13 protein-coding genes and 1 tRNA gene are annotated in these 11,373 nt (G+C 66.1%); 11 read left to right on the forward strand and 3 right to left on the reverse strand.

Features of this window, described 5'->3' with window-relative positions; translation table 11 throughout:
• Positions 1 to 85: 85 nt before the first annotated feature.
• Positions 86 to 172 (forward strand) — tRNA-Leu (locus PX554_RS06750).
• 164 nt (positions 173 to 336) lie between these two features.
• Here PX554_RS06750 and PX554_RS06755 read toward each other — a convergent pair.
• Positions 337 to 1,707 (reverse strand): MFS transporter, encoded by a 1,371-nt coding sequence (locus tag PX554_RS06755; protein ID WP_338061579.1) that lies wholly within the window; start codon positions 1,705 to 1,707, stop codon positions 337 to 339.
• 104 nt (positions 1,708 to 1,811) lie between these two features.
• Entirely contained in the window at positions 1,812 to 3,260 is a 1,449-nt protein-coding gene (locus PX554_RS06760; protein ID WP_275500088.1) for an NAD(P)/FAD-dependent oxidoreductase, read from the reverse strand.
• Between the two features lie 247 nt (positions 3,261 to 3,507).
• Between PX554_RS06760 and PX554_RS06765 the strand changes: the two genes are divergently transcribed.
• The 6 genes from PX554_RS06765 (at position 3,508) to PX554_RS06790 (ending at position 7,903) form a co-directional block, all read left to right on the forward strand.
• Positions 3,508 to 3,807: an EthD family reductase gene (locus PX554_RS06765; protein ID WP_275500090.1), complete on the forward strand. Its 300-nt coding sequence runs from the start codon at positions 3,508 to 3,510 to the stop codon at positions 3,805 to 3,807.
• A 36-nt stretch (positions 3,808 to 3,843) separates the two neighbouring features.
• Positions 3,844 to 4,191: an EthD family reductase gene (locus tag PX554_RS06770; RefSeq protein WP_275500092.1), complete on the forward strand. Its 348-nt coding sequence runs from the start codon at positions 3,844 to 3,846 to the stop codon at positions 4,189 to 4,191.
• A gap of 85 nt (positions 4,192 to 4,276) precedes the next feature.
• Positions 4,277 to 5,173, forward strand: coding sequence for an NAD(P)-dependent oxidoreductase (locus PX554_RS06775; RefSeq protein ID WP_275500094.1), 897 nt, complete (start codon positions 4,277 to 4,279; stop codon positions 5,171 to 5,173).
• 277 nt (positions 5,174 to 5,450) lie between these two features.
• Entirely contained in the window at positions 5,451 to 6,299 is an 849-nt protein-coding gene (locus PX554_RS06780; RefSeq protein WP_275500095.1) for an alpha/beta fold hydrolase, read from the forward strand.
• Positions 6,296 to 6,865: a VOC family protein gene (locus tag PX554_RS06785; protein ID WP_275500097.1), complete on the forward strand. Its 570-nt coding sequence runs from the start codon at positions 6,296 to 6,298 to the stop codon at positions 6,863 to 6,865. Before PX554_RS06780 ends, PX554_RS06785 begins: the two co-directional genes overlap by 4 nt.
• Before the next feature lie 45 nt (positions 6,866 to 6,910).
• Complete coding sequence (locus tag PX554_RS06790) at positions 6,911 to 7,903, forward strand: alpha/beta hydrolase (protein WP_275500099.1); 993 nt, start codon at positions 6,911 to 6,913, stop codon at positions 7,901 to 7,903.
• Positions 7,904 to 7,908: 5 nt separating this feature from the next.
• On the opposite strand, the gene PX554_RS06795 is transcribed toward PX554_RS06790, so the two are convergent.
• Positions 7,909 to 8,769: a LysR family transcriptional regulator gene (locus PX554_RS06795; RefSeq protein ID WP_275500101.1), complete on the reverse strand. Its 861-nt coding sequence runs from the start codon at positions 8,767 to 8,769 to the stop codon at positions 7,909 to 7,911.
• Between the two features lie 281 nt (positions 8,770 to 9,050).
• Between PX554_RS06795 and PX554_RS06800 the strand changes: the two genes are divergently transcribed.
• The 4 genes from PX554_RS06800 (at position 9,051) to PX554_RS06815 (ending at position 11,366) form a co-directional block, all read left to right on the forward strand.
• Positions 9,051 to 9,554, forward strand: a complete 504-nt coding sequence (locus PX554_RS06800; protein ID WP_093223228.1) for a sigma-70 family RNA polymerase sigma factor — start codon at positions 9,051 to 9,053, stop codon at positions 9,552 to 9,554.
• Entirely contained in the window at positions 9,544 to 10,185 is a 642-nt protein-coding gene (locus PX554_RS06805; RefSeq protein WP_093223227.1) for an NrsF family protein, read from the forward strand. The genes PX554_RS06800 and PX554_RS06805 overlap by 11 nt, the downstream gene beginning before the upstream one ends.
• Before the next feature lie 112 nt (positions 10,186 to 10,297).
• A complete protein-coding gene (locus tag PX554_RS06810) occupies positions 10,298 to 10,879 on the forward strand; it encodes a DUF308 domain-containing protein (RefSeq protein WP_093223225.1) in 582 nt (193 codons plus the stop codon).
• 61 nt (positions 10,880 to 10,940) lie between these two features.
• On the forward strand, positions 10,941 to 11,366 hold the full coding sequence (locus tag PX554_RS06815) for an organic hydroperoxide resistance protein (RefSeq protein WP_275500106.1): 426 nt from the start codon (positions 10,941 to 10,943) through the stop codon (positions 11,364 to 11,366).
• Positions 11,367 to 11,373 lie beyond the last annotated feature (7 nt).

Raw genomic sequence — 11,373 nt, forward strand, 5'->3', positions numbered from 1 at the left:
CGATCGCGTGATTTCGCCTCTGCCCCAGCAACAGGCGTGTTGACAAGGCCGCACCGCCTCCCCTAAAGGCGCGCCCCTACCCCGTGCCCAGATGGCGGAATTGGTAGACGCACCAGCTTCAGGTGCTGGCGATCGCAAGGTCGTGGAGGTTCGAGTCCTCTTCTGGGCACCAGTTTCTCTCAAAGCATTGAAAATGCACGGGGATCGTCGGAGAGACGGTCCCCGGAGGGCGTTTGCTGCGGACAGACTGCGACGGATTGACCGGGCGCCCAGCCTGAGAGCCCGATCGCCCTCGGCGAAGCGTATCGCAGGACGGTTTCTCCTCGCGCCGGACGTTCACCGCTGTTCGCCTGCCCCAGATCGACGCGAGGCGTCCAGGCATGCCAAGACCGTCAAACACGCAAGCGCACCGATCAAAGGGGGTATCCACGCCATCGCCAGAAGATCGCGCTGCGCACGCGGCCCGATCGGCGCTCCCGCGCTCCAACCGATCATGGTGAGGCCGTGGCCAAGCAATGCCCCGCTCAGCCCGCCGCCGATCTTCAGGGCCAGCAATAATAACGCGACAGGCAACCCTTCGCACCTGATACCGGTTCGCCGCTCGCCGTGATCGACGGCGTCGGCGAGCAGCACCCAGATCATCATCTGCAAACCCGCGTTGCCGACGCCGAACAGTGCGATCCCCGCCATCGCGAGGGTCGGCTCGATCGCGAACACGGCGAGCCCCGCGGCAACCGCGACCAACGCCAAGCCCAAGGCGGCGCGCCGTTCCAGGCGCCGGGCGATCGTCATCCAAATCGGAAGCGCGACCAACTGGGCGGCGGCCAGCATCGTCAATGCGGTTCCGGTCCAGGACGCATCCTGGAGCACGCCTTTTCCGATATATGCGAAGCACCGGGCGAAGACGGGAAGCGTAAGCGCCTGCGCGAAACCGAGCGCCAGCAGAAGCAGCAACGGCCGATTCGCGATGATCCAACCCGGTGACGCAGGCGGCGCAACGGCCGCGCGCGCCGGCATCCGTTGCGGGGCGGAGGACGCCGAGATCCACAGCGTGCCGACATAAGAGATGGCAGCAAGCCCGGTTACCGCGACCAGATCATAGCCGCTCTCGCGCGGCGTGGCGACAAACGCGCTGGCGAAGTGCGCGACGGCCAACGCGCCAAGGCAACTGAACATGTAACGCAGACCGGACACGGTCGTGGCGCTCCCCGGCGTCGTGGTCAGGCGCATCATGAGTGCATTATGCGCGACGTCGCACGCGGAATACGCGGTTCGGAACAGCATCACGGCCGCGACCGCCCAGATCACAATGGAGTTCCCGCGCCATTTGGGATCGATGAAGAAGATCGCGAAGACCATTCCGACGACCGGCGCGCCGACGAACAATATGCGCCGATACACCGCGTTGCGATCCGCCGGACGGTCGAGCAGCATTCCCAGCAGGGGGTCGCAGATGCCGTCCCAGACCAGCCCGATCATCACGACGAGGCCCGCGATCGCGGGCGAAACGCCCCAACGTTCGGTGAGGATGAACAGCAGGAAGAAGTCCATCGTCGAAGCGAGGGCATTCTTGCCAAAATTGCCGCTGGCATAGCCCAGCATCCGCGCCGGATGGACCGGGCCGGGCTGGGAACAGAGATTTTGATCGGGCGCGCGGGGCTCCATCGGTCGGCGCCTTAGCGCCGATGTCTTGCAGTTGCAGGACATTTCGCCGCGCAGATCCTCGTCGAGATACCGATCCAGGTGCTGGATCGCGGCGGCACAGCCAAGCCCTGGACGCTTGCCCGCCGCAGCGAGGCGGGTACCGCGCGTCAACGCCAGGTGCGGTCTGTTCCGAAAGTGCCGAACCCGGGCGCCTGCGCCGCCGGAATGCTCTCCGGCCCGGCTGATGGTACCGGGGTGCCGCGCTCCAGAGCAGCGTCCCCGGCGGACTCCGTGATCAAGCGAGCACGTCTCCCGAAGGTGAGATAATCCCAAAGCCAACTGAACCCAACGGCGATCCGGTTACGCAGCCCGATCAAAAAGTAAACGTGCGCGACGCCCCAGAAGGCCCAGCCTAGAAACCCCTTCAGAGTGAGTCGGGAGAGCTTCACGACCGCGGCCTTTCGACCGATGGTCGCGAGGTCGCCCTGGTGCCGGTATTCGAATGCTCCCAGGGCGGGCGCCCCTGCGGCACGCGCGGCAATCGCCTTTCCGACATACTGGCCCATCTGCTTGGCGGCCGGTGCGATGCCAGGGACAGGCTTGCCCGACGGTGAGGACACCGCGGCCGTGTCGCCGATGACGAAGATTTCAGGACAGCCGGGAACGGTGAGGTCCGGTTCGACCTTCGCGCGGCCGGCGCGGTCCTTCTCCGCCCCGAGCCAGTCGGCGGCGGCCGAAGCGGCCACGCCCGCGGCCCAAATCGCGGCGCCGACCGCGATGCGGCGGTCACCCACGACGACATAGTCGGGGCCGATGTCCGTGACGGGCGTGCCCGTCTCGACTTCGACGCCGCGGCGCTCGAGCGCACGTTGTGCATAGGCGCTCAGATCCTCGGGGAAGGCGGCGAGCACGCGCGGACCTGCCTCGACGAGGAGGACGCGCGAGCGTGCGGGGTCGATGTTGCGGAAATCACGGGGCAATGCCTCGCGCGCCATGTCGGCGATCGCGCCGGCCATTTCGACCCCCGTGGGGCCGCCGCCGATGACGACAAAGGTGCAAAGCGCCTGGCGGGCGGCCGGATCGGGAGCGAGCTCCGCCCGCTCGAACGCAAGGAGAATGCGGCGCCGGATCTCCGTCGCATCTTCGATGCGCTTCAGCCCTGGCGCATGCGGCGCCCAATTCTCATGGCCGAAATAGGCATGCGTCGCGCCGGTCGCGATCACCAGTTGGTCGTAGCTGAAGTCGCCGCCGCTCGTGCGGACGAGGCAGCGGCGAATATCGACGCCGTTAACGTCAGCCATCAAGACGGTGAGGTTGCGCTGGCCCGAGAGGATGGAGCGAATCGGCCACGCAATGTCTGCGGGGCTGAGCGTCGCCGTCGCGACCTGATACAGCAGCGGCTGAAAGCAATGATGGTTCTGGCGGTCGATCAGGACGATCTCGACGGGCGAGCGCGCCAGTGTCTTGGCGGCCTCGATGCCACCGAAGCCCCCGCCGACGATAAGCACGCGCATCGGCGCCTTCGCAAACCCGTGCGTGTCGGTGTCGCCAACCCCATCGGGTTTGCCCTCGGCGCCGGAAGAACCGGCAGGCTCGGGCGGTTCTCGATCGCTCATCATGTCGCTCCTCGAAACCATGACTGGCGCTCAGCCAGACGACATTTCAAAGAATGAAGGTCCGCCTCGCGGTGAGACGCTCCACCCTAGGCCAGCAGCGCCTTCTGGACCAGAGCACGGTCGCGACGGGTCCGTCCGCTGTCCACGACGACAGTGCCGGAAGCCAGCGAACCACCCACAATATTGAACGTACAGAGTTCAATCCTGTCAGTTTACGATCATTGTTGATCGGTCCACATGCTCGTCCATGGCACATGCAACCCTGATCGTAACGTGCAGCGGCGGCACCTACTTCGATCGCGACCATTATGTCGATGTCCACCTCCCCTTGGCGCTCGCCTGCTGGCGGCACCACGGGCTGGAGAGCGCTTCCGCCTTCTTTCCGCGGAACGCCGACGCCCCGGAGGTGTCCGTGGGCCTCTACCGGTTCCGCGACGAGGACGCGCTGCACGCCGCGCTCGCATCGGCCGAGACGGCGGCGGTGATGGCCGACGTTCCCCGCTTCACGGACGCGACCGTGTCTCGGAGCGTGGGCACGCCCCTCTGAGCGCAACGGCCTTCCTCCACTTGAAGGAAAAGCAGGATGGAATTCTCCGATCGCCAGCTCGCGGACATGGCGGATCAGCCCGACGCGGTCATCGTCTATGTCACCTATCGAGGCACTGTCGGAACCCGGTTCGACAAGAACTATTACGTCGAGCGTCATCTGCCGCTGGTGATGCGATCCTGGGCGCGTTACGGGCTCGAAGGCGTCACCGCCTTCTTTCCTGGCGCTATGCAGAACGGGACCATAGCGATCTGCGAGTGCCGCTTCCGCGACGAGGCAGCGATCGCAGCCGCGTTCGCGTCACGGGAGGCCGATCCCGTCATGGCGGACCTGGAGCGCTTCACCGACGTCATACCGCGCCGGGTTCGCGGAATTGCTCTGTGATCGGCGCCGGCGAGACGATGAGCGTGGCACGCCGCGCCGCCTGCGCCCCATGCACATCACCCATCCGAGCACCAGGAGATAGACCATGCGGATCGGATGTATCGGCCTCGGCGCCATGGGCTCGGCAATGGCCCTGAACCTGGTGAAGGCGGGCCACGATGTTCGCGCCTGGAACCGGAGCAAGCTCGCCAAGGATAATGTCCCCGGAGTGGCGCTTGTCGAACGCGCGGCCGATGCGTTCGAGGCCGACGCCGTCTTCACGATGCTGTCCGACGACGCGGCCATTCGCGACGTGATTCTCGATGCTGGCCTGCTCGCGAGCGCGCCACCGGGGCTTACCCACGTCGTCACCTCGACGATCTCGGTCGCTTTCGCACGAGAATTGGAGCTGCTGCACGAAGAGGCGGGGCTCGGCTATGTGTCCGCACCCGTTCTCGGCCGGCCGAACGTGGCGGCGAATGGCCAGCTCAACATCCTGGCGGCGGGAAAGGTCGATACGGTTGCCACGATCGAGCCGCTGCTCGCGCCGCTCAGCAAGAAGGTCTGGAAGTTGGGGGAGAGCCCCGCTCGGGCGAACGCCGCGAAGCTCGCCTGCAATATGATGATCGCCATGGCTATCGAGGCGATGGCCGAGGGTGTCGTGCTGAGCGAGAGCGTCGGACTCGACCGTGCGGATTTCTTCGAGCTCATCCTCGGCACCCTGTTCTCGGGCCGCGCCTATGAGAGCTACAGCGCGCAAATCACGGAACGGTCCTTCGAGCCCGGTTTCAAAGCCAGGCTCGCACTCAAGGACATGCGCCTGGCGAGCGAGGCCAGTCACGAGATCGGACGCACGCTCCCGATGCTCGAAACTGTCCGCGAGGGACTCGGCAAAGCCGTCTCGGCGGGGCTCGGGGAGAAGGACTGGTCGATCATCGCCGATATGACCGTTCGCGGCGGCGACAGCGTCACGTCGTCAGAACACATCGCGGAGAAGCCGTGATGGAAACCTGGCTCATCACAGGCTGCTCGAGCGGCTTCGGCCAGCGGCTCGCGCTCGCGGCGGCCCAGCGCGGCGACCGGGTCATCGCGACCGCCCGGCGGTGCCCCGCTCCATCTACCGCTCGGCCCGGTCGGGCACGCGCTCGCCGAACGAAAGCTGGCGGCGTTCCGTAGCGATATCGACGCTGGCGCCACGTCACGATCGCCACCGATTTCGACCGGCCCTGCGCGCCGGCCCCAAGCTCCGTTTGAACGTCAACATCGACTGGAAAGCGATCATGATCGCGACTTTGAAGGGATTCACCCAGCAAATGGTGCCGGCAAACGGCATCAAGATCAACGCCGTCACGGGCGGCTCGGGTCCGCCGATCCTGCTACTGCACGGCTGGCCGGAGACATGGTGGGAATGGCACCATGTGATGCCGCTGCTGGCCGAGCATTTCAGCGTGGTCGCGATCGATCTGCGCGGCGCCGGCTTCTCCGACTGTCCGCAGGGCGGCTATGACAAGGCGACGATGGCGCGCGACGCGCACGACGTCATGGTCGCGCTCGGCCATGAACGCTACGCCGTGTGCGGACACGACATCGGCGGCATGGTGGCGTTGCCGCAGGCGGCACTCCATCGCGAGGCTGTCACGCATCTCGCCATCCTCGACGTTCCGCTTCCCGGCTGGAGCGGATGGGAGGCGACGACCGCGAGGCTGTGGCACTTCAGCTTTCATATGAACCGGGATCTCCCCGAGCGGCTGATCCACGGCCGTGAATATGACTATATTTCAACGTTCATGGCCGAGCGGTTCTACGATCACGGCACCTTCGATCCGGCGGACATCGAGATCTACGCGAAGGCGATGGTGCTTCCTGGCCGCACCCGTGGCGGCATGGAATGGTATCGCACGCTCGACGCCGACCATGCTGCCGCGCTCGAGTACAAGAAGCACCCGCTCGAGATACCCGTACTTGGCCTGGGTGGAGATCAGCGCTTCGGCCCGCAGATGGTGCCGATGCTCATGGAATTCGCCGGCAATGTGACGGGCGGCGCGATCGCGCGGTGCAGCCACTATGTCGCCGATGAACGACCGGAAGAAGTCGCGGCCGCTCTGATCGATTTCCTCAACGCCAAATGAAACTCCGCAATCGATTGAAAGAAAGGAAAACTACCATGACCGCACCCGTCATTCGCGGCGTCAATCATATCGGCATCACGGTGCCCGACATCGAAGCCGCAAAATCGTTCCTGGTGGAAGCCTTCGGCGGCCAGGTGATCTATCAATCCTTCGGACCGCAAGATCCGCCGCGGCAAGGCCCCGAATTCGAACGCGCCGTCGGCGCTTTCCCCGGAACGGTCGTGCGGGGGCAGGCGATGGTCAAGATCGGAACCGGGCCCGACATCGAACTCTTCGAAATGCACGGCCCCGAACAGGCCCAGCCGATCCGGGCGAGCGACTTTGGCATCACGCACTTCGCCCTGTACACCGACGACATCGACGCTTCGGTCGAGCGCTTCGAAAAGGCCGGAGGCACCCCGCTCACCGCGCCGCGCGCTATTCCCTATGCGACCGAGAAAGGGCCGGGGAACAAGGTCTGCTACTGCCGCATGCCGTGGGGCACGACGATGGAATTCATCACCACGCCGGACCGCATGCCCTACCATGACCAGACGGAACTGCGTAGGTGGCAGGACGAGGATTGAGCGAAGCGCGAACCGGCGCCGAGATAGGGATCGAGGTCACATCCAATGGACGACACATCGCCGGGCGTGCGGCTACCGGCCCGCACGCTTCCGTCTCCCACCTCCATCAGTTCGGAGGCGCGCGCCGGGCTCGACCGTCTTGTCGACGCCGACGGTACGCCGCTGAACGCGAAGCACCGGATGCCGGAACCCGAGGACTATGACGGCTGGGTCCGAATGAAGACGGCGGTCGATGCCCAATATGCCGCCAGCATGAAGGGTCTGGCCGGAACGTTGCACGCCAGCGTCGAGACCATCCAGGTCGGCGATGCCGCCGTCCACATCGCCACGCCCGAGACGGTGACCGCGACGCACGGCGCCTACCTCGATCTGCACGGTGGCGCGCTGGTGGTTGGAGGTGGAGATGCGTGCCGGGTCGGCGCGCAGATGCAGGCGGATCTTCACGGCCTGCGCTGCTACGGAGTCGACTATCGAACACCGCCCGAGTACCCCTATCCTGCGGCACTGGACGACACGCTCGCGGCCTATGCGCATGTGCTGAACCATCATGCGCCTTCGAACGTGATCGTCGGCGGCAGGTCGGCAGGAGGCAATCTCGCGGTCGCCATGCTCCTGCGGGCACGGGACGAAGGGCTGCCCATGCCGGCTGGCCTGGTCCTCCTGTCGCCAGAGGTGGACCTGACCGAATCCGGTGACAGCTTCGAAGTGAACCGCTTGGTGGACGTGATGCTGCCGTTGCCGCTGATGTCGGCGAACTTGCTGTATGCGAACGGAGCGGATCTCTCCCATCCCTATCTTTCCCCGCTGTTCGGCGACCTGACGGGTCTGCCGCCGACGCTGCTGCAGTCGGGCACCCGCGATCTCTTCCTCTCCAATACCGTGCGCATGCACCGCGCCCTGCGGAGCGCGGGCGTCAATGCCGAGCTTCACGTCTTCGAGGCGATGCCGCATGGCGGCTTCCTGGGCGGCACCCCGGAAGATCTCGAGCTCAGCAACGAACTTGCCCGCTTCGTGCGAACACGGTTGAGCGGCGGCTGAGGCGCTCAGGGGAGCACCTCGCGCAGGTGATTGTCCACAACCGTGATGAAAGCGCGCAGGCGTTGCAGGTGCCTCAAATCGCGGTGGTAGCCCATCCAGATGTCGCGGCTGGGCGGCTCTGACGGGAGACCGAGCAGGCGCAGTCCTGGGATCTGGGAGCCAACGGCGCGGGGCAGGACGGCGATGCCGACACCCTCTCTGCACATGCGCGCCTGCACGTTGCGGTTGTTCGAGCGCATGACCGGCCTCGCGTTGGGGAAATTTTCCGTCAGCCAGGCGATATCGGGGAACTGCCCCGTCGATGTATCGTGGGTAACCAGACGGAAGCCGGATCCGTCGCCGAACACCGGATCGGGTGCGCTGGCGGCGACGTACACGCCGTAGTTCAACCGGGTGAGCCGCCGTTGCACGATGTCCGAGGTGTCGAACGGCACGATCCGGAAGGCTATGTCCGATTCGCGCTGGGCGAGGCTGAAGAGGCGCGTCCCAGTGAGGATCTCGACATCGACGCCAGGATAGGCGTTCGTGTATTCCGCTATGATAGGGGGCAGGACGTAGGCGCCGAACCAGTCGGCCGAGGAGATACGCAGGCAGCCGCGAAGGTTCTGCTCCTGGCCGGCGAGCCGCCGCTCCATGGCGAGCGCGCCCTCCTCCATCTGCTCCGCGAGAGTAATGATGGCGCTCCCTTCCTCCGTCAGGACGAACCCATCGGCGGTTCTCTGGAACAGCGTTTGGCCGGTCGCTTCCTCAAGCGAGCGGAGGCGCCGGCCGATGGTGGGATGGCTGAGCCGCAGCGCGCGCGCGGCGCCGCCCAGCGTGCCGGCCCGCGCCACGGCCAGGAAGATACGGACGTCACTCCACTCCATCGCATGTCCTCACGCATCGCACTGGCGGGGCAGAGCCCGAACGCCCGGCGGTCGATCTTTCCGCCCCATCCTTGTGTGACACGTCAGGCCGGAACGGCAGCCACGCAAGCCGGCGTGACACAAAAAGTTCGACAAGGCGTGACCGGCATCGCGCGGCGCGCGAATAAGAGATCATGCGCCCGGACTTTCTATCGAGAATCATCTCAGGGTCGTCGCCGGGCGCGGCGCGGCTCGGTCGTGAGGGGCCGTCCCGGACCGCACCCGACGGTTGGAGCAGCCTGATGGAAGCTGCCCAGAATGGACATGGCGGCGCCTATCGGCGGCTGCTCGGGGAGACATCGGAATGGCTCAAGCGCTACTTCGAGCGGCGACTGCCGCCGGGCGACGTGGACGATGCCGTCCAGGAAACGTTGCTCGCCATTCATCGGCGGCGCCATACCTACGATCCGCAATATCCGTTTGGACCCTGGCTGGCGGCGATCGCCAAGAACAAGTGGGTCGACCAGTTGCGCAGCCTGGCGCGCCGGCCGGCAGACGAACTGCCCGACGAGATCGCTGTCGGCGACCACGAGGCGTCGGTGGTCAGCAGCTCGGTTCTCGCCAGCCTGCTTGACCAACTTCGCCCCGCTCAGGCGCAGGCGATCCTGCTGGTCAAAGTGCAGGGCTACAGCATCGAGGACGCGTCCGGCGAGATCGGCCTCTCCCCCTCGGCTGTGAAGATGAACATCCACCGCGGCCTCGCGCGCCTTACCGCAATCATCGAGAAGACCCCCGATGTCGAATGAAGCCTTGATCCTCGACCTGTCGTCCGACCTCACGCCGATCCAGCGCCGCAGCATGCTGCGTGAAGGCGCGCTCGTCTTCGCACTCGGCGGGGTGGAACTCGCGCTTTTTCTCGCCTTGGGTGTGATGCGGCCGGACATGCACCACATGGCCGGGTCGCCCTATCTGATGTGGCGCGTGGGAAGCCTGGGGCTGCTGGCCGTGGCGGCATGCGTGATGGCCATCCGCTCCTTCTCGCCAACCGCGCGGCCCCGGCAGGGGCTGATGATCGCCTGCGCTCTCGCGGTGATGGCGATCGCCGCAGGCGCGTTCGTCGCGCCGGAAGGCGTGAACCACCGCGCGCTGATGGAGCGCATCAACCCGGCCGGCGGCATGCTGTGCGCCACGTCGATCTTCGTGCTCTCGCTGCCGATCGTCGCCTTGCTCGGTGCCCTGATGCGCAGGGCCGCGCCGACCCAGCCCCGGCTCAGCGCGCTTGCCTCGGGGATTGCCGCAGGCGCCTGCGGAGCCTTCGTGTTCGCGTTCTGCTGCCCCTTCAACGATCCGCTCTACGTGGTGGTCTGGTATTCCCTCGGGTGCGCCGCCGTCGCGGCCGCGGCACGATGGCGCCTGCCACGACGCTTCCGCCTCTAACCTGATCGGGCGCGGCACCTAACGCCCCGCGCGCCGCCTCAATCACCTTCACCGACCCACCCGGCTTCCGGGACGGGAGACGTGCGCCTGCATCACAGAAAGGAATCATGCCATGAAAACCATCACCGACACGAAGGCCCCGGACCGAGACTGGCTCAAGAGCTATTATTACCTGCGCTTCGCGGTTGCCGCGATCTGGGTCGCGCTCGCCTTCACCGTCGCCAAGGCCATGCCGCCGCTGGCGGCGGTGATGCTCGTCGCCTATCCGGCGTGGGACGCGCTGGCGAACTATCTCGATGCCAGCCGGAGTGGCGGCTTGGGCAGCAACAAGAGCCAGATGCTCAACTTCGTCGTCAGCGTCGTGACCGCGGTCGCGGTCGCCGTGACGCTGCCGCACGGCATGCACGCGGTTCTTCAGATCTTCGGCGTGTGGGCCGTCCTCTCCGGCCTCTTCCAGCTCATCACCGGCGTGCGGCGTTGGAAGTCCTATGGAGCCCAGTGGGCGATGATCCTGAGCGGCGCCCAGTCCGGTCTCGCCGGGGCATTCATGCTCAGCAAGGCGGCCGGCCCCGCGCCCGTCGGTATTGCCGACATCGCGCCTTATGCGGGGTTCGGCGCCTTCTACTTCCTCGTCTCGGCCGTCTCGCTGACCATCAGCGACGCGCGCCGGCGCCCAAAAGCCGTCGCGGCCTGACGCGCTTCTCCATCACCTCCGGCGCAGGAACGGCCTGCGCCCCCCATGAAAGGAATGAATCATGTCCATCGACGTAAAATATCGCACCTCCGCCACCGCGAATGGCGGGCGTGACGGCCGTACCCGCACCGAGGACGGGACGCTCGACCTCCAGTTGTCCACGCCGAAGGAACTCGGCGGCCCCGGCGGCGAAGGGACCAACCCGGAGCAGTTGTTCGCGTCGGGATACGCCGCGTGTTTCCTCAGCGCGCTCAAGTTCGCCGCGCACCAACTGGCGCTCCCCGTCCCGGCCGGCGCGGCGGTCACCGCGACCGTCGGGATCGGCATGCGCAGCGATGGCGGCTTCGGTCTGGATGTCGAGCTCGCCGCGGCGCTGCCGGGGTTGGAACGCGCCGATGCCCAGCGACTGGTCGAGGCGGCGCACCAGATCTGCCCCTATTCCAACGCGACGCGCGGCAATATCGACGTGCGCCTGAGCATCATCTGATCTTGAC

It is taken from the genome of Sphingomonas pollutisoli, from assembly GCF_029167165.1.
In the GTDB taxonomy this organism is placed as follows: Bacteria; Pseudomonadota; Alphaproteobacteria; order Sphingomonadales; family Sphingomonadaceae; genus Sphingomonas; species Sphingomonas pollutisoli.